Origin of the sequence: Nocardia aobensis NBRC 100429, assembly GCF_000308375.1 — a bacterium.
GTDB classification, from domain to species: Bacteria; Actinomycetota; Actinomycetes; order Mycobacteriales; family Mycobacteriaceae; genus Nocardia; species Nocardia aobensis.
Window position 1 is genome coordinate 1 of record NZ_BAFQ01000270.1, and the last position, 17518, is coordinate 17518.

General features: G+C 68.0%; 17 protein-coding genes. 1 reads left to right on the forward strand and 16 read right to left on the reverse strand.

The features are described 5' to 3' along the window. A partial coding sequence (locus tag RJ03_RS38170; RefSeq protein WP_218001022.1) for a hypothetical protein occupies positions 1-347 on the reverse strand: 347 nt, incomplete at its 3' end. Between the two features lie 255 nt (positions 348-602). Here RJ03_RS38170 and RJ03_RS28565 point away from each other — a divergent pair. Next, complete coding sequence (locus tag RJ03_RS28565) at positions 603-1181, forward strand: hypothetical protein (protein ID WP_036508254.1); 579 nt, start codon at positions 603-605, stop codon at positions 1179-1181. A 775-nt stretch (positions 1182-1956) separates the two neighbouring features. On the opposite strand, the gene RJ03_RS35260 is transcribed toward RJ03_RS28565, so the two are convergent. From RJ03_RS35260 to RJ03_RS28645, 15 genes are all read right to left on the reverse strand, one after another. Then, positions 1957-2811, reverse strand: a complete 855-nt coding sequence (locus tag RJ03_RS35260) for a DUF4913 domain-containing protein (protein ID WP_051025356.1) — start codon at positions 2809-2811, stop codon at positions 1957-1959. Next, on the reverse strand, positions 2808-4661 hold the full coding sequence (locus tag RJ03_RS28580; RefSeq protein WP_051025357.1) for a type IV secretory system conjugative DNA transfer family protein: 1854 nt from the start codon (positions 4659-4661) through the stop codon (positions 2808-2810). The genes RJ03_RS35260 and RJ03_RS28580 overlap by 4 nt, the downstream gene beginning before the upstream one ends. Positions 4662-4728: 67 nt before the next feature. Next, the gene (locus RJ03_RS28585; RefSeq protein ID WP_036508256.1) at positions 4729-5994 is read right to left on the reverse strand and encodes a hypothetical protein; all 1266 of its coding nucleotides are present in this window, start codon (positions 5992-5994) and stop codon (positions 4729-4731) included. After that, complete coding sequence (locus tag RJ03_RS28590; RefSeq protein WP_036508258.1) at positions 5991-6701, reverse strand: hypothetical protein; 711 nt, start codon at positions 6699-6701, stop codon at positions 5991-5993. The genes RJ03_RS28585 and RJ03_RS28590 overlap by 4 nt, the downstream gene beginning before the upstream one ends. A 314-nt stretch (positions 6702-7015) precedes the next feature. Further along, a complete protein-coding gene (locus tag RJ03_RS28595; protein ID WP_036508259.1) occupies positions 7016-7978 on the reverse strand; it encodes a hypothetical protein in 963 nt (320 codons plus the stop codon). Between the two features lie 67 nt (positions 7979-8045). After that, complete coding sequence (locus tag RJ03_RS28600) at positions 8046-8960, reverse strand: hypothetical protein (RefSeq protein ID WP_036508261.1); 915 nt, start codon at positions 8958-8960, stop codon at positions 8046-8048. Positions 8961-9021: 61 nt separating this feature from the next. Then, the gene (locus RJ03_RS28605; protein ID WP_036508264.1) at positions 9022-9975 is read right to left on the reverse strand and encodes a hypothetical protein; all 954 of its coding nucleotides are present in this window, start codon (positions 9973-9975) and stop codon (positions 9022-9024) included. Between the two features lie 79 nt (positions 9976-10054). Then, on the reverse strand, positions 10055-10996 hold the full coding sequence (locus RJ03_RS28610) for a hypothetical protein (RefSeq protein WP_036508267.1): 942 nt from the start codon (positions 10994-10996) through the stop codon (positions 10055-10057). Then, on the reverse strand, positions 10993-11931 hold the full coding sequence (locus RJ03_RS28615) for a hypothetical protein (protein ID WP_036508270.1): 939 nt from the start codon (positions 11929-11931) through the stop codon (positions 10993-10995). Before RJ03_RS28615 ends, RJ03_RS28610 begins: the two co-directional genes overlap by 4 nt. Then, positions 11928-13013: a hypothetical protein gene (locus RJ03_RS28620; protein WP_157163514.1), complete on the reverse strand. Its 1086-nt coding sequence runs from the start codon at positions 13011-13013 to the stop codon at positions 11928-11930. The genes RJ03_RS28615 and RJ03_RS28620 overlap by 4 nt, the downstream gene beginning before the upstream one ends. After that, positions 12980-13531, reverse strand: a complete 552-nt coding sequence (locus tag RJ03_RS35265) for a hypothetical protein (RefSeq protein WP_051025358.1) — start codon at positions 13529-13531, stop codon at positions 12980-12982. The genes RJ03_RS28620 and RJ03_RS35265 overlap by 34 nt, the downstream gene beginning before the upstream one ends. Next, positions 13528-13989: a hypothetical protein gene (locus RJ03_RS28630; RefSeq protein ID WP_036508276.1), complete on the reverse strand. Its 462-nt coding sequence runs from the start codon at positions 13987-13989 to the stop codon at positions 13528-13530. The genes RJ03_RS35265 and RJ03_RS28630 overlap by 4 nt, the downstream gene beginning before the upstream one ends. A gap of 86 nt (positions 13990-14075) precedes the next feature. Then, a complete protein-coding gene (locus RJ03_RS28635) occupies positions 14076-15203 on the reverse strand; it encodes a C40 family peptidase (protein ID WP_218001023.1) in 1128 nt (375 codons plus the stop codon). Next, a complete protein-coding gene (locus tag RJ03_RS28640; protein ID WP_063820462.1) occupies positions 15203-16969 on the reverse strand; it encodes a putative type IV secretion/conjugal transfer ATPase in 1767 nt (588 codons plus the stop codon). Before RJ03_RS28640 ends, RJ03_RS28635 begins: the two co-directional genes overlap by 1 nt. Beyond that, on the reverse strand, positions 16966-17518 hold a 553-nt coding region (locus RJ03_RS28645), incomplete at its 5' end, for an SCO6880 family protein (RefSeq protein WP_036508293.1). The genes RJ03_RS28645 and RJ03_RS28640, both read right to left, overlap by 4 nt.

Sequence of the window (17518 nt, forward strand, 5' to 3'; positions counted from 1 at the left end):
CCAGCGACGAGGCGCGGTAGCACCGACCGTCGCAGGTACGTCGATGTCAGATGCACCTGCGACGCCACATCGTCGGCAACCCACGGCCGGAGCGGCCTACCTCGACCACCCGCAACCGCCATCATGACGCGGAGCTCAGTTAGGTCGGTAAGTGCGGTCCGAGTCGCCCGTTCGGCGAGCCCCTTCTTGTCGAACTGGATGAAGACAATGTCAGGCACACCAGCCGTACAGGGGATCTCAAACAGCGGATTCATTTTGTGGGCGAACAGGGACGATCTCGCCAGGTAGTCGAGCATGTCAGCTTCAGCGCGGAACCCGGTACTAGATGCGCACGCCGCCGCCGTCACACCAGCCACTCTAGACACACCGCCTCTGAAGGGGAACCTCCCCGAAGAGTGCCGACATTACAGGCCGTAGGCGCGCGCGTTCGGGCCACAGGTCACGGTCTCGACAACCTTCGTGCATCACCTTTCCCGTAGCGCCGCCCGTCGTGTCTCGACGACGCACGGACTCGGAACTGGTCATGGCTTCTCCGAACCGCCAATACGTCAAGCCACCAAAATCTTGATGCCGATCTCCGCCAACTTCAGCACACTGATTCAGTGGGATTTGCTGATGATCCGGAGGGATATAAGCGGGCACTCGAAGCCAAGCTGCGACCGGAGAGCATCCGTTTCGCCTTGATGTTCGCCAGCCTGCTCCAGATACTCCATGAGCGGCTGAAACTGGTTGTGCTTGACGAGGTTCGAGAATTCTACAGTGTGGGCTGCGATGACTCCGGCCGCAGCGTCGTCAACGAGGCTGCCTACCGGCGCGACGTGCTGGATCTGGCACCAAAGAACAAGTTTCGGGCCTCGCTACTCTGGCTGGTCGAGTCCGAAGCCATCACCATGGCGCAGGCGGACCGGCTGGACGATATCTACGATCATCGCCATGCCGTCACCCACGAGCTCATCAAGTACATCGTCGATCCGGACGAGCGGCTCGACACCGATCTTTTCGTCGAGGCAGTGCAGATCCTGAAGGCCATCAAGCGGTTTTGGGCTGGCATCATGGTTTATACAACGATCGATAACCCGAACGAAGTCGATCTGGATAGGGTGCTCGCACTCGACATGATGGTTCTGCAGCGCTGTGTGGACGCGGTGATCGAGGGCACGCGGGAACGCACCAGCGAGTAACGGCGACGAAATCGGGCGCGCATACCTGCGCACAGCCTCCGGCAGGCGGATTTCATGTCAGCGTAGGCGCGCCACATCTCCTGCGTGCAACCTGAACGGAACTGGACCTGGGCGACCAACCAGATCGCGGTGCGTCGAAGGCCCCAGCGAACTTTGCCTCTCGACCGCAGCTTCGTCCCGACGGCGCGGGCCGACTGAGTCGAAGGTTGGCCAAAAATTAGCGGCAGCAAAAGTTAGCTCATGCCGCAAGTCCCCCTGGTCCGCAACACCTTCCGGCTGGCCGGGCGCCAGCACTAAGGCACGCTCATATGCGACATCATACCGATCCACACCGCTGTCAACGCCGACGCCGCCCGCGCGGCGCCGGACGAACTCACGACAAACGGGGCACGAAATACGATGCGATCAGTCGGCTTTGGAACAAGGCGTGGAACGAATTCGTGCCCTTCCTCAACTGCAACCTCAGGATCCGGCGGGTGATCTGATCGACGAACGCGATCAAGTCCTTGCGTTCCCGGCGCGCGATCACGGCACACAGGCCTTCCCACAGAGCAGGTCGCACCAAATGTCTCTATCTGTTCTCGGTCCCTCGACCCGACCAGTGCCGGTCGGGCACGAGGGTCCATGCAGTGGAAGCCTGCGGTCAACGCGTTCATGACCACCTTCGCCGATCGCTGGTCCGACGCCCCGAATTTACTGAGAGAAACCGCCGAAACACCGTCAGCGAGATAGACCCCCGGCTCGCCAGTGGCGCAAATGGTTCCGCGCCACGCTGTCATCGTTGTTGCCTGTGGCTCCGGAAGTCTGGTCCGAACCCTAGACCTTCTGTCGACGCGGCGTTTCCGAGCGCGGTAAACCAGTCGGCAGGCACGGCCGCTGTGGGTAGTCCGGTTTCGGGTGTGTGGTGGTCGGGGGTACACCGGTGCAGGGGTCCGTTGGCGGCGTCGAGGATGTACCGGAAGTGCGGGTCGATGTGGGAGACGAACAGGGTCGACATGGCCGAGCCGTCCTCGGCGATGCGGGCGGCTTCGAACACGACGTGCAGGGCGGCGAAGCGTACGGCGACGCTGCGGTGGTCCCACCATCGCCGACACCACGTGTATTGGTCTTCGCGGTGGTTGGCGGCGACGCGGACGGCGGTGACCGGCAGCAGCCATTGCTCCACGAATTCGGCGTAGTGGCCGAACCGGAACGGCGTGGTGGTACTGGATTTAGCGTTGGGTCTGGCCGTGGGTGTGAACCATCCCGGCGGCACCGGTTCGTAGGTGAGTGACGGCTGGCCGGTGTGTTTGGTGCGGGTGCAGCGGTGCAGTGGGCCGTTGGCGGCGTCGAGGATGACGTGGAAGTGGGGGTCGAGGTGGTGGAGCAGGAAGGTCGACAGGCCCGCGGCGTTTTTGTCTGCGCGCATGGCTTCGAAGGCCCGGTGCACGCAGGCGACGCGGACGGAGACTGCGCGGTGGCGCCACCATTGGCTGCACCAGGTCCAGGTGTGTTCGCGGTTGGCTTCGGCGAGGCGGACGGTGACGAAGGGGAACAGCCATTGTTCGGCGAAGGTGACGAAGTCCGGGTAGGCCGGCGCCGGTGCTTTGCGGGGCTGCCGTGACGCTCCGGGTGTCGCTGGGGTGGTCATAGTTCGACTCCTGCTGCGCCACCGGTGTGGTTGTCCGGCCGCGTGGGTGGTGTGGGTGAGTTGATGTAGCGGGCCAGGGAGCGGGTGACGAGTGGTTCGAGGGTGGGGTTGTTCCACCAGAACTGCTTTTCGACCAGGACCGGTTCGTGGCCGGGGAGGCGGACCAGGGCGCGATTTTTGGGTAGGCGTGCGAGTTTGGCGACGCTGAGGATCGGTTCGGCGCGCCAACTGGTGGTGCGGTTGGTGCCGCCGGGCCCGCTCGAGCGGGAATGATCGGCGACGTCGTGGTCGTCGACGAGTCGCACCCACTGCTCGAGATAGGTGGGGGTGGCGATGTTGCCGCCGTAGATTTCGATGGACTGGGCGCGGATTACTGTCAAACCGTTTGCGCCCCAGAGGTCTTCGGCTTGTTCGAGGACTTGCACGATGGTCAGCAGGATGACCCCGCACCCGGCGGCGTAGGTGTAGTAGCTGGGCAGCGCGTCGATGAGCGCGCAGTTGGCCGCTTCGTCGAGGACCGCCAGCAGCGGCACCGCTAGGCGGCCGTCGGGGCGGGCGCGGGCGAATGTCAGCGCTGATTCCAGGATTTGACCGACGAGGGCGGCGGTGAGAGCGGCGGCGGAGTCCGGGCCGGTCATCGACAACGCGAACAGGGTGTCGTTGCTGGTGACGAAGTCCGCGGGTTTGAATTCGGGCAGGTCGTGCGTCGTCGGCGCCAGCGCGGTGTCGATGACGATCGCGTCGCTGGTTTCGTAGACGCTGATGCGTTTGCGCGCGGGTGGGGTGATCATGGTGGCGTAGCCCTCGTCGGAGAGCACGTTCAAAAACCGGCGCGCCATGTCGTAGAGGCCATCGCGTTGGCGCGCGTACAACCCTTGCGCGTCCGAGATCCGTTGCGCCGCACGGGCGTGATGGTGGTGGCGCAGGATCAGGATTGGTGTTTGGTCTTGATCGCTGGACAGCCATTCGGCGACGTGGAGCAGGTCGCCGTCGACACACGCGGCGGCCAAAAGATACAGGGCCAGCAGTTCTTGAGCGCCGCCGTCGAAGTAGGAGTCGACGCGGGCGTTGGCGCGCTCCGACGCCGATCCCGACGCCCCGGAGACGAAGAACGAGGCCAGCTTGCGTGCGGCGGCGAGGGTGTGGATGCGGGCGAGCAGGTCGACCCAGAACCCGCATTCAGCCTGCCCGGTCACCGCTTGTAAATCGCAGAGCCAGACTCGGCCGCGTTGTTCACGGCCGTAAATGGTGTGCCGGTAGAGGTCTGGTTTGTTGGAGGTGGCCAGGACCGGTCCCCACGCGCTCAGCACTGCGGGGATGGCCCAGGCCATTGTTTTGCCGGTGCGTTGCCCGGCTGCGATGAATACACCCATTTCGGCCGGGACGAACAACTCGACCCCGCCGATGACGGTGCGGCCCAACGGTGGCCCCGGCAACGCCCGGACATCGGCTGGGGCGTCTTTGAGAAGCCGCTCGGCGGCGGTGGCGTTGTCCTGTTGCCGCGCAGCAGTGATCTGTCGCGGGGAGACCATTGTGCGTGCTGCGTGGTCGATGTCGTTGCGCCGCATCGAGGCCCACCGCCTGCGGGACGCGGTCACGGACGCGCCGATGGCCGCCAGCGCGATGGCGAAGATCGCGCTGGATTGCCAGGGCCAGCGATGCCTGCCGGTCATCATCTGCAGGAGCGCCGTGACTGGGTGGGCGGTGATGGGCAGTCCGGCGCACCAGCTTCCGGCTGTCAGGGCCGCCCATGCGAGCAGCGTCAACGCAATAACCCCGAGGGCGATGAGCAGCAGCCAGGTTTCTTCCCCGAGCCCTCCGGTGGTGCGGCGCCGCGTCTGCCGCGCCATCACACTGCCCCCACCCAGGCTGGGGATAACGCTGTGAGCACCTGTGCATAACCGTGGCCGCGGTGGTTCACAAGCTCACCTCCCGATCAGCCTGGGAGACAACCTTGTTCGTGATCGGCTCGGAAGCGGCGGGGGCCCATTCGCCGGACTGGGGATCGGGAAGTGCGGTGTCGACCGCGCTGTTGATCGCAGCACCTGCGCCTATGTCGGAGGTGGTGCTGTGAGCGACCGGCATGGCCGTCTCTGTCGTGGTGACGGCGGCATGTGGCTGCGCGGCAGTTGTTCGGGTGAGCTGGGTGTGGTAGGTGTCGGCGGCGGCGCGGGCGGTGTCGCGGTGTTCGAGGAGTTGGGCGATGCGCCCGAGTTGTGGGTCGGAGGGTTGTGTGGCCCAGTAGGTTCCGTCGCGGCCGGCGGTGTAGGCGGTGTGTACCTGTGCGTCGGTCAGTCCAATGGCGAGGGCGTCGCGGCGGGCGGCGCTCAGGCCGGCCCGCAATCGGTCGAGCCGGGCGATGCGGGCTTGGTCGTCTTCTCCGTTGAGTCCGTCGGCGACGGTGCTGTGCTCGGCGGCGAGATCCTGTACTTCTCGCAGGGCCTCGGCGTGGCAGCGTTGCCATGTTTCGGTGTCGCTGTAGTCGGCCGAGATCGGCGCCTCGCGAACCGCGCGGGGCAGCAGCATTTTCCGTGCGTCGCGGCCGTCGTCGAGATCGGCTGCTGCTTCCTCGGTCTCGAGCAGTTCGTCGGTGTCGGCGATGACGGCGTCGACCTTCGCCAGGCTCGGTAACGCGACAGCCGGATTTCTGGGGGCACCCAGTGTGCGCTCGACCGCGGTGCGGCGATCGACCTCGTTCTCGGTTCGCGCCGTCGGTGCCGCGGTGGCGCCCATGTCGGGTTGCAGGTAGGGGTAGCGGCGGGAGGCGTCTTGGTCTGAGCCGGTGATCGTGGCAGTGCCGTGCCCGGTGATGAGGCGGGCTTGCTGCAGGGTGCGCCAAATGTCGTCGTCGATCGCTACCTCACCGGCGGCGCGGGCGCGGGCAATCTGGTCGAAGTTGCGGCGCGCGATTTCCGGTTGAGTTCGCCACCCGGCCACGACCCGCTGTAACCCGGCCCAGGTGCCGCGCCAGTGTTCGGACTCGTGGCGCGCCCACCGGATCGCCAACTCGTCAGCGCGGGCGTTGAATTCGGCGCGCACCTCGGCAGAGATGGCGGAGGGCGCGATCTCGCGTAGCTGGTAGTAGCGTGCGAAATCGGCGCGCAGCTGCCGCTCGGTCTGCGAGGTGGCGTCGCGATAGTAGTCGGGGTCGGTGAAACCCAGCGGCTCGTCCAAAACGGTCACGGCTCCACCTCCGGCCCGTGACCTGGCGTGCCTGGCGGGGGCCCGGTGTCGGGGTCGGTGGTGTCGGGCCAGTAGTCGGGCTGGCCGGGCAGTGCGGTGTCGATCGCCGTGCTGATACCACCGCTGGTATCGCTCGCCGGGCCGCGTTGCAGCGCGTCGATCTCGTTGGCCAGCGCCAGTTCGGCGTTCATACGGGCGAGTGCGCGTGCGGATTGCGGTCCGGGTTCGATGTTGTGGTGGCGGTCGCTGGTGTGCCATTCGGCGTCGACCAGTTCTTCGGTGTGGCTGGCGATGGTGTTGTGCGCGTGGGCGAGGTCTTCGGACAGGGCTTCTATGCGCTCATTGGCTCGACCAAGTTCGTGTTCGAGTTCGCGTATCCGGGTGCGGTCGGTGCCAGCGCGGGCCTCGGCGAGGGTGAGGACGTGGGCGAGGTGTTCGAGCCGGCCCAGCAGCCGGTGGGCGGGTTGCTGGTCCCACCCGACACCGGTTAGTCCGAGATCGTGGGCGGTATCGATGTCGCTGATCGACACCCCGCTCCTGACGGCATCGAGGTAAGCACGGCGTAGATCGTCTTCGACGCCGTTGATCGCGGTCAGCCGCCACTCGCCGGGACCAGCGCCAGTGGTGGCGTCGGGTGCCGGGTGCTGTTGCCAGTCGATGTAGCGCTTCATCGAGTCCTGCACGGCACGCAAGGCGGTCGCGCGCACGGCGTCGGGGTCGTCGGGGCCGAACCGGACGGCCAGGGGGCTGGCTACGGTGCGGGATCGAAACGCTGTCGCGGGTACCGGTGCAGGTGCCGCCGCATCGGAGGGAGGGAGGCTCGCCACAGGCTCCGGGGCGTGGGCGCCCGGAGAGGTCGAGGGTGGGAATGTGTTGTCGGACATCGTGTTCCGCCTTCAGGAGAAGCGAGCCGCGACCGGTGGTCGTGGCGTGACGGGATGTCCTCGCGGTATCGGTGTGGAATCGGTCTTAGGTGAGGGCGGCGCCAGCGCCGTCACCAGGAGATGGCGGTGTGCGGCGGTCACGGTTCGGGTCCGAGGTCGGGTCGTGTGGAGGTTGGCGGTGGTGTGGTATCGGGGTCGGGGGCCCAGTCGCGGGCGCCGGTTTCGGGCAGAGCGATATCGATGGCGGTGGCGAGGCGGATCGGGAGGCGGTCGGTGCGCTGGGGGTCGATACCGAGGGCGGCGGCGGCGCGGGCGATCAATTCGGCGGGGTCGGGTGGGCGGGCCTGTGCGTGGGTGGTCGGGGATCCGGTGTCCGGGTCGACCGGGATGTAGGGCGGCAACGCTGGGTCCGTCGTGGGTCGGGTGTAGCGGCGCCATTCGAATTCCAGTTGCAGGTCGTCCCATCGGTTGATCTGCTCGGCGGCCTGCTGGCGGGCGGTATGGACTTGCGGGCTGTTCCAGAGGGCTTCGACCTCGGGCGCCGACAGTTGCGCGGCGTCGGACAGCCCCGTCGCGCGCTGATGGTGCAGATTCAAGTTGCGGTGGAACTGCATATCGGCGACCGGGTCGGCGCCCAACCCCAATCGGCCGGCGCTGAGGCGGGCATCGCGTGCCGCTGACAGCAGCGCCATCCGGTGCACGTGCCACACGTCGACGACAGCCATGTCGATGAACAACTGTTTCGCCGCCGACGCGGCGGCCTCGGGGCTCCCGGCTGCTGGGTTCGGATGCGCGACGGCCTGCGCGATTACGTTTGCGGGCGCGGGGTGTTCGGCTGCTTCGGCGCCGTTGGTTCGGGCGCGGTCGACCCATTGGGCTGGGATGCCGAGCTCGATGGCCAGTTGCTCGGTGGTTTCGCGTTCGGCTTCCAACGCGTCCAGATGCGAGCGCCACTCTTGCTCGGGCGTGCCGTCGGTGCCGGCGTAGCCGCCGAAGCCGCGTGCCTGCACCGTCGCGTGCTCGCGCGCGAGGCGGTCGATGCGGGCCAGCAACTTCGCCTGCCACTGTTCGATCGATACCGCGGGGTTGGGGTCGGTCATGGTCGAAACCTCCGTGGCGGGTGAATCACACTGGGCGGCAGCGTGTTCGGACGGGCAGTGGAGCTGGTCATAGCTGGGTTCCGGCGTCGAGGTTCTGGCCGGGATGCGGTGGTAGGCCGGGGGGTGTGGGTGTGTTCCAGTCGGTGTGGTCGGCCTCGGTGGGCAGGGCACGGTCGATCGCGTCGGCGACGGTGTCGGCACCGGGGGCCGGCCGAGACAGCAATGCCGCTGCGGCGGCGGTTTTCATGGCGTGCGGAGTGGGGATGCGCACGGGTTGTTCGGACACGGCGACCTCCAGGCGCAGGGTGATGGCCGTGGCGTCGCGCATGACGCTGGTTTCGATGCCGGGGCGGGCGTAGACGCGCCAGCGTTCCTCGATTGCTTCGTTGTCGTAGGTGCGTGTGGTGGCGTCGAGGATTCGCTGCCAGTCACTGCTGGTCCGGGCCCACATTCCGGCGGATTCATCGACGGTGAGGCCGATCGCGTCGGCGAGGTTGCCGGCCCGAATCCACAACGCGCTCAGGTTGCGCTCGAACTGAGCGACCATCCCTGGTTCGGGCTCGAATCGAGGTGTGTCGGTGACCGCACGCATTCGGTGGGTGACGTCGATCGCGGCCATGTGCTGGATCTGCCATACGTCGCTGGCCACCCAGCCCATCACGTGCTCGCGCACCGCGTCGGCGCCGGGCTCAGGGTTGAGGTCGGCTCGACGGCCGCGGCTTCCGGCCGCTCGGGCGGCGGCGATCTCGGCGTCCGGGATGCCGATCGCGTGCGCGTGGGCTTCGATCTCGCTGCGGTCGGCCGCCAGTTGCAGCAGTTGAGTGCGCCAGGCCAGCATGGACAACTCCCTGGCCCCGGGCGGAGTGTCATAGCTTTCGCGCAGCAGTCGGCCGCGGTCGTCGGACAAGTCCTGGATCCGGTCGAGCAGTCTCTGCTGCCACACCGGTCTTCGCTGCACGCGCGGTGATTGCGGGTCGGTCATAAGTAGGCTCCTGAATCGAACGTCATTGCACTGCTGTTGCTTTCGGTTGGCGGGGTTGCTGTCACGGTTCGGGTCCGTTGTCGACCGCGCGGCCGGCGGCCTGATTCGCATCCGGTGTGGGGATCGCCGGCGAAAATTCGCGGGCCACATCCGGGAGTGCGGCGGCGATATCGGCGTCGATCGCGGTGCCACCACCGACCGCCGTGTCGACGCTGCGGCCGGGATGCAGCGCGGCGTTGATTTGGTCGATCAGTGATTGCGGTGGCGGCACCAGTTCACGGTCGGGGTCCCAGGTCAGGTCGCCGTAGTCGGCCAGCGCCGCGTGCGTGGATGCGGCGGTGTCCGACGCCGACAGGTGGGTTTGCCATCGCCGCGCCAACTCCGCAGGCCCGATGTCGTGTACCGGCTGTGCGAACGAGGCGAGCCATGCGGGGCTTTCGAGGTTGGGCCATATCTGTTCGCGTTCCGCGCCGACAGGTTGCAGCAGAGCCGCCACTGTGCCGATGCGGTCCCATCGCTGGCCCAGCATTTCAGCGAAAGCGTCCTGGTCCCGGTCGGGTTCAGCGGCGATCCCGGACCGGTAGGCGGCATGCACGGCCGCGATGTGCCCCAGCGCCCGCGCCTGCGCACCCACTGCGGCGATCAGTTCGGCGCGCGCCCACGCATCTGTGCCCGGCCAACGGTCCGGCACCTGCCCGCTAGCGGTGTGCCCACGGGCGTAGTCGAGCCATGGTGCGGGGATCCCACCGGCGCGTCCGAGCGCGGTCAATGCGTCGGCGCGGTCGTGCATGTCGTTGAGGTAGTCGTGCCACAATTCGGCCGGAAAGTGACCGAATTCGCCTCCGAGACGGCCGGTTTCCTGCATCCGGCGCAGCCCGTCAAAGACGTCACGCAGCCGCCGCAACAATGCCGCTTGGGCGGCGTTCGGACCCCGGACACGGTCGCTGCCCGGCGCGACGGTCGACGTCGGAACCGGGGTGCGGGCTGGATCGGGTATCGGTTGCGGGATCGTCATTCTTTATCTCCTGGCTCGGGCGCGGTGCTCGGCCGCCGGTGAGTCGACGGCACGCGGGGCGTGTGCCGCCGCACGCGTGTCATGGGCTCGGGCCGTTGTCGCGATACGTGCGTGCTGCTGCTCCGCCGACGCGCTGCTCGTCCCCGGCCGTCGGCGAAGGGAATTCGAGGCGTCGGGGTTCGCCTAACGCGGCGGTCACAGCGCTGTGCGTGGCTGCGGCGAGGGGCAGGTCGGGAGTGGCCAGCCCGGGTGGCAGTCGCAGGGCGGCGGCGATGTGTTCGACCATCGCTTCGGGGATCGGCGCGATGGCCGAATCTGGGGTGAAGTCGATGTCGCCGTGGTCGGTCAGCAGCCGGTAGGCCGTCACTGATGCGGGTTCGTGGTGGGCGTGGGCGCGCCATTGCTGCGCCAGCAGACTGGGGTCGCGGTCTCGCACGGTGGCCGCGAGAGCGCGCGCCCAGATCGGGTCTGGGGCCGGCCTGATCCGGTCACGTTCGGGTCCGATCAGATCCAACAGCGCCGCGATCGAAGTCAGGCGCTCGTGGTGCGCAGCTGCAGTGGCTTCGAGACGTTTGCGCAGAGACTCGGGTTCGTCGCCGCGGGCGCGGGCGCGGTAGGCGGCGTGGACGGCGACGACGTCGGTGAGGTCGCGGGCTTCGGCGGCGAGGTCGTCGATGAGGCGGTCCCGCTGCACGGGTTGCGGGACGGGCCATCGTTGCGGGGTCCGCCACCCTGTGCCACGCTCGCCCTGCTGGCGGGCGAGATCGATCCACCGCTGCGGAATCCCACCGGCGTGGCCCAACGCCGCCAGCGCGGCGCTGCGCGCCATCAGAGCATCCAGGCGCGCGAACCAGGCAGGCTCGGCCAAAACCCCTGTCTCATAGTCGTTTCGAGCGGTATCGAGCAGTGTCCGCGTCTGGCCCGCCACCGCGCACAACCGCCGCAGCAGTACCTTCTGCGCCGCATTCGGCGCCACCGGACGCCAACCAGCCGCACCGGCAGTGTGTTCCGTTGCGGTCATAGTTCGACCTCGACTCCCGTGCCGGGCTGTCGTGGCAGCGGAGCAAGATCCGCCACCAGGCCGTCATGGCCGCCGCTGCCTATTCCAGCGGCGGCCACCGCCATGTCGATGCCTTGCCCGGCCGGTGCGACCACGTCGGCGACCGGATGCCGGTCGGCGGCCTCGGATACGGGAGTGTGGTGTCCGAGCTCGTTTCGAAGGACCTCAAGGATCTGATCCGGTGGTGGGAGTGCGGCCCCGGTGGGTGCGGTGATGCCGGATTTGGTGAGCGCGCGGGCTTGCAGGACGATGCTGGTCTGGTCGCTGCGAGCGTGGGCGCGCCAGCGGGTCTCGAGTTCGTCGACCCCGGCGCCGCGGGCGCTGCCAGCGGCGGCGGCCCAGTGCTGGGGCGCGTTCCACATTCGCTGTGCTTCGTTGTCGGTCACGGCGAGCAGGCGTGCCAGTTGGACCAGGCGGGTGCGGGATCGGCGCAGGTTGCGCATGACCCAGGTCGCGGTGCCGGGTTCGGCGTGCGCGCCGCGGTGCTCGTAGGCGACCGCCATCGCGGCGAGGTCTTGAATCCGGTGTGCTTCGCCGGCCAGCCCGACCAGCAGCCGGGTCCGGTCCACCGGTTTTGGGGTGCGCCAGTGCAGGTCTCGTCGCCACGGCTGTGCCATATGGGCGCGCGTGCGCGCCTGATTCAGCCACTCGCGCGGCACCCCGGCGGCCAGTCCCGCTTTCTCGAGCTCTTGACCGAGCAGGACCTCGGTGCGGAAAGCCCTCGACCACGCCGGCGGCGGCAGCTCACCGGTCGCCTCCCGCCCCGCCCGCGCCGCCGCGGCCATCTCCCGCGCCGCCGACGCATGCGCATACACACCCGCGAGCACCTTCATCTGCCACCGGTCAGGCGTCGCCGCGACCGGAAACGGGCCGCGAAAGCCGTTGTGTGTGGTCATGGTTCGATCCCCGGCGACGGTGCGGCACCGAGTGCCTTGACCGGAGGCAGGCTCTGGTCGGCAAAGTCGACGCCCGTGTCCAGGTCGCCGGTGACGCCGGTGGCCTCGACCGCGACGTCGATGACCTCTCCGTCGAGCACCTCGAGCTCGTCGCCGGACCCGGCCCCCGACGCGGGCGAGTCGGCGGTCCCAAAGGTGCGCATCTGGGCTTCGCCGTAGCTGGCGAGGGTGTATTCGGCGCTCAGCGCGCTCATCTGGCTGTGGAGTTCATCGACGGCGTCGTCGAGGCCCGCCGCCTCCGCGCGCGCGGTGTGCAGGGTGGTGCGGGGGTCGTTGCCGGTGTCCTCGCCGTAGCGTTCGGCCCACGCGTCAGCGTGGGCGCGATGGTCGTCGGACAGATCCGCGGTGGCCTCGGCCGCTGCCCACGCCGCGTTGGCAGCGTGGGCGTGGGCATTGCTCGGGTCGGTGTCGGTGAGTGTTTCGGTGAGTCCGAGCGCGCGTTTGCGGGCCTCGATCAGCAGCTTCTGGTATTCGACCTTCAGATCGTGCAGGCGGCGGTCCTGGGCGATTTGTTTGTCGTAGCGGCGCAGCTGCTGGCTATGGATGGCGTCTTTTCGGTTGTACTCACCGCGCAGGGCCCGCACCTGCAATCCGTGGACCTTGTCGCGGCGTTCCTCGCTGGCCTTGTCGCTGTCTTTCGCGCGGTCTGCTCTGTCCTGATCGTGTTGCAGGCGTGCGTTTTTGACCTGCATTTCGAGCAGGTGTTCGCGGTAGCGGCCTGCCTTGATCGCCATGTCGGCCCAATGCTCGAGGCGGCCGTGCTGCGAGCGATCGATGTAGCCCTGCAGCTGCAAAGTGTGGATGTGGTTCTTGCGCTGCTGTTCGGCGATCCGGTCGTCTTGGCGTTGCGTGAACTCCTGACGCGAGCGTGATTCGCTCCCGCGGCGCTGCAGCAGGTTCATCGTCATCGCCGCGGTTTGCATCGCCTGCACGAACCCGGCCTTGACCGCTTGCCCGCCCTCATCGACCGGGTCACCGTTCCCCTGGCTCACGACGCCACCTGCACATTCGCCAGCAACCACCGCACGCCCGCGCTGGTCTGCGTGCGGTGTGCGAGAGCGAACACGACCAGCCGCAGTGCGGGTGTGGTGTCGCTGGGTTGCATGCTCACGGTGACCACGCGCGCCGCCCGTGACGTGGTGTCGGGCGGGTGGTCATCAGCGGTGACACGGGCGGTCGCGGTGATCGTGACGTGTTGGTCGCGCCAGTGTTGCCACATGTCGGGTGTGACCGGTGCCAGGGCGATGGCCGCGGGTGCGCTGAGTGCGAATTCGGGGTCCAGCAGCGGCGTCGCAGTGTCGAATGCGTGCCGTGGGTCGACCCCGTCGGCAGGTCGGTAGGTGAACATCGTCTGCAAGGCCGCCGATATGACCGATTCGGCCGAGCATGGGTCGACTGCGGTGAACGGTGCCTCGAATCCTGCATGGGCACAGGAGTTTTCGTCCGGCGGTCGGCCGCGTGACGGGTGCTCGGTGCACGCGGTCAACAGGCACGCTCCGGCCATGACAGCGAGCAAGGTGGTGAAGGGGCGAGACGTCATTTCTGGTTCCTCGGATGTTGGATCAGGCAGGTGAGGTCGGCGCGACGCCAGTCGACCCAGACGCCGAGCTGATGGCCGGTAGCGGGGTTGGTGGTGGCGTCGACGACCAGGTCGAGCACCAGGCCGCTGGTGACCGCCGCACGGTGCAGGGCGGCCGGGTCCGCGACGAGACAGGAGGTGACGATGCGCAGGGTCGCCACGTCGGCTCCCCACAGGTCCTTCCCCTGTGCGGCGAGCCAGATCGCTTGCAGCGCTGCGGTTTCGATGGCAGCGCCGTCGCTGTCGATGACGAGGTCGCGGTGGAAGCGATCGTGGGCCACCGCGCGTCCGTCGGGCCGGCAGATGGTGAAGGTCTGCCGCGTCGCGGCGACCCACGCCAGAAGATGCGGCCCCGCCGCCGCCCGCGAGGCGAGCCGTTGCTCGGCACTGACGCGGTCGTCACCGGCTGCACTGGTCATAGCGGTATTGCGCCGCTTCGGCGACGGAGGTATAGAACGTCCGCGGACGGATCCCGCCTCACGTCGTCGATGCGGATTATTCGGTGTCACAGCTGTTTTCCCTCTTCCACTGTTGGGCTTCGGGGTTGCGGGGTGGTGTAGCGGCGGACGTCGAGGTGGTCGGCTCCGGCGACACGGGCCAGGGGGGCGGTGGTGACGGTTTGGCCGGTTTGGGGGGCGTGGATGACCAGGTCCGTGCCGCCGGCGTCGCGGCCCGCGTACACGGCGACATGGTGGGAATCGCTCTCGCCGGGGGTTGTGAAGAAGATCAGGTCCCCGGGTTGTCGCTGATCGAACGCGACGATCTGGCCGGCCGGTGAGTCTTGTTGGGCCTGTGTGTAGTGCGGCAACCGGATTCGGCCGCCCGATGCCTGGTAGATCGCGTACAACGTCAACCCGGAGCAGTCGAACCCGCCGCCGGTCGGTCCATCGGCGTCTCCCCCACCCCACACGTATGGGGTACCGATCCACCGCTGCGCCGCGGCCACGACCGCTTGCCCGAACCCACTGGCCTGCACTGGCGCGCCGGGTGGTGCCGAACCGGGTCCACATCCGGGGGCCGGTTGTCCTGGCGCGGGGGTGGGCAGGGACGCTGGGTCGATGTCGGCGAACGTCGCGTAGAGGCGTTGGGCCAGATCCAGTTGTCCGGCATAGGCGTTCGGTGCGGACACTTCGACTGCTTGGGCGAGTTCGGCCGAGGTCATCGAGGCGGCGCCGGTGACAGTGGCGGCTTTGTTGTAGAACCAGTTGATCTGATAGATCGCATTCATCAGCGTGGCGATCCCGGCGCTTCCCCAGACGCTGACCCGCATCTGGTGCGGGCCCACCGAATCGTGGTCGGCGCCGACGCCGTCGTTGGGGTAGTTCAACGATTCCGGGACGTTGGAGTTCGCGAGGTTGCGCAGCGTCGATTCGGTGATCATCGCCGCCAGTTCGGCGATGATCACCGACCGCGGAGCTTGGCGTTGTTTGCCGATCGCGACACCGTTGCGCGCCAGCTCCAACTGCCGCTCGTTCAACCCCGCCAGCGATTGACCGGTCGGGCCCGCCACTCCCCCAGCGAGCACCTGGGCCGCACACGAGTCCGCGGGCTGGATTCCGACCAGCAAGGCCAGGAACAGGATCAACGCGATGGGCAGCGACACGATGCCTGCGAGGAGGGTTCTGGAGGACATCACTCATCGCCGTCCTCCCACGCATCGGCAGCCTTCACCGTGGATCCCGGTTGTGGGGTATCGACGTGTCCGTCGGTGAGGTGGGAGAAGCGGCGGTTGGTGTTGTGGATGTCGTGGGCGCGCTCGGTGGGGGTGAAGGTCATGCGGAACGGGATGCCGGGCGCGTCGGCTTCGCCGGTCTTGAGCAGGAAACATCCTGTGCCGGGCGGTGTTTCGCGCACTCCGGTGTTGTCGAGGTGATCGTCGGTGGGTGGGCGTGGCGCGGCCCAGGAGGTGACCAGTAGTTTTTCGGTGTCGGTGATCGATACCGCGGCACGGAGTCGTTCGATCTCTTCCGGCCCGACGGGGCCGATGATCTTGGCGCGGGCGCGTTCGAAGAAGCCGAGGGCTTTGGCTTGCGCGGCCGGCGAGTCGAAGGCGGCGAGGTCTTTGATGGTGTGGCTGCACATGATCAACCCGGTGCCCAGCGGCCGGTTCAACCGGGTCAGGGCATCGACGCGGTCGACCATGAACTCCCCCGCGCCCAACACGCGCCAGATCTCGTCCATGACGACCTCGAACGTGCGCGGCGGCGCGAGACCCGCGTCGGCCAGGGCGTGAGCGGCGGCGACCGCGCCGAAGCCCTCGCTCCAGCACACCATCAGCACCGCCGCCAGCAGTTTCGTGTCGCCCTCGGGAATGCGGGACACATCGATGCAGACAGCGGGGCTGTTCAGGTCCAGCGGGGTGCTGGTTTGACGGTCGAAGATCTGACCCCACGGGCCTTCGATCACCGCGCGCAGCGAACGGCGCAGCACTTTGGTCGCAGCCCGGAACGCGACGTCGTCGTCTTCCTCGGCGAACTGCCGCAACCGCTGCGCGCCGCCGGAGATCGTCGCCAACAGATCCGACAGCCGCGGCGGCCGAGCCGGGGTGAATCCTGCGGCGGGACTGTAGAGTTCACGCAGGCCGGCGGCGATGAGTGTTTCTTCGTAGTCGGCGACGCGGGAGCCGCGGACCAACTCGATCAGCCCGGCGACGATGTTGACTTGCCCGGCCTCCACGCGCGCGGCGACCTGGCGGCGTTGGTCGGGGTCGGGGAGTCGGTCGATGATAGTGCCGAGCGCGCCGACGGCGAGAGGATTGATGCTGCCGTGCCCGTAACCAAGGTCGACGACCTGCCCGCCCAGCGCTTCGACGAGGTCGCGGTAGTCGGGTTTGGTGTCGCCCATGCACAGCACCGTTTCCCCAGCGGCGACGGCTCCGGTCGCGAGGCGCCGGATGAGCGAGGATTTCCCGAAACCGTTGAGCGCCAGCACGAACGCGATCGGTGCGGTGATGAAACCGCGGGCGAACCACGACATCGGATCGAAATGCACCGGCGCGCCGGTCACGAAATGAGAACCCACAGGGCAGCCCACGATCGGCGCCGTCGCGCCGACCGCGAAGGGCCACAACCCGGCCACCTGCACCGTGGTCGCACGCCATTCCGGCGTCGCCGCCACCACCCTCGCCCGCCCGCCGCCGACACCGCGGTAGCCGCGGTCGGTCAAACCGGCCACAGGCACGTCGAACCCGTCGCGGACCGAATCCTCCACCCGCCGTGCGGCATTGGCGCGGCGATGATCGTCGCTCGACAACGCCCAGCGGGCACGCACGGCGGCCAGGCCGCGCCCGCCGGCGGCCGTTTCGGCCTCTGCGCGGGCCTGGGGTGTCAGCAGGCGAATCCCTGCGACTGCCGTCGTGCGCGGATGGCGAGCCTTGCGGGTCCCGGTATGGATAGTCATGCGCTGAACCGCTTCGAAATCGAGGCGTGTTCGGGCAGGATCAGGCCGATGCCCAGGGAGGCGGCGAAGGCTGCGGCTTGGCAGCCGTAGCAGCGGCGCACCCGCAGCCGCGACACCGCGGTCATGGTCCGCACGGAGGTTTCGATGCCGGGCAGGTCGGCGTCGAGGACGTCGGTGACGGTGACCAGGACCCCGAACCGGGTCAGGCCCGCGCCGCGGGCTTGTTCCTGGCGGGCGGCGCGGGTATTGTCGACGCGGATGGACGCCGCAGCCGAGGCGATGCCGCGTTCGGTCTGCTCGGCGGCCAGAGCGTCGCGGAAGTCGCCGTCGACGATGTCGGTGGCCTCGGCCGCCGAATGCAGGCGGTAGACGAGCGCGACCCGTTTACGCGGCACGTCCGCGCGCGGGCGCAGCAATTCCTCCAGGCCCGTTTCCAAGACCGCGCCCCGGGGTGGGGCGTCCATTTCCCAGGTGATCGATCGGGCGCCGTCGTGCACCAAATGGTCCCAGCGGTCCTCATGAGCGATCGGGCCCACCGAATCCCACGAC

Excerpts from the sequence above, each read along its gene's own strand:
- RJ03_RS28610 (WP_036508267.1), bottom strand. The coding sequence starts at position 10,996 with ATGACCGCAACGGAACACACTGCCGGTGCGGCTGGTTGGCGTCCGGTG.
- RJ03_RS28580 (WP_051025357.1), bottom strand. The coding sequence starts at position 4,661 with ATGGCGCGGCAGACGCGGCGCCGCACCACCGGAGGGCTCGGGGAAGAA.
- RJ03_RS28640 (WP_063820462.1), bottom strand. The coding sequence starts at position 16,969 with ATGACTATCCATACCGGGACCCGCAAGGCTCGCCATCCGCGCACGACG.
- RJ03_RS28615 (WP_036508270.1), bottom strand. The coding sequence starts at position 11,931 with ATGACCACACACAACGGCTTTCGCGGCCCGTTTCCGGTCGCGGCGACG.
- RJ03_RS35260 (WP_051025356.1), bottom strand. The coding sequence starts at position 2,811 with ATGACCACCCCAGCGACACCCGGAGCGTCACGGCAGCCCCGCAAAGCA.
- RJ03_RS28635 (WP_218001023.1), bottom strand. The coding sequence starts at position 15,203 with ATGTCCTCCAGAACCCTCCTCGCAGGCATCGTGTCGCTGCCCATCGCG.
- RJ03_RS35265 (WP_051025358.1), bottom strand. The coding sequence starts at position 13,531 with ATGACGTCTCGCCCCTTCACCACCTTGCTCGCTGTCATGGCCGGAGCG.
- RJ03_RS28595 (WP_036508259.1), bottom strand. The coding sequence starts at position 7,978 with ATGACCGACCCCAACCCCGCGGTATCGATCGAACAGTGGCAGGCGAAG.
- RJ03_RS28605 (WP_036508264.1), bottom strand. The coding sequence starts at position 9,975 with ATGACGATCCCGCAACCGATACCCGATCCAGCCCGCACCCCGGTTCCG.
- RJ03_RS28600 (WP_036508261.1), bottom strand. The coding sequence starts at position 8,960 with ATGACCGACCCGCAATCACCGCGCGTGCAGCGAAGACCGGTGTGGCAG.
- RJ03_RS28630 (WP_036508276.1), bottom strand. The coding sequence starts at position 13,989 with ATGACCAGTGCAGCCGGTGACGACCGCGTCAGTGCCGAGCAACGGCTC.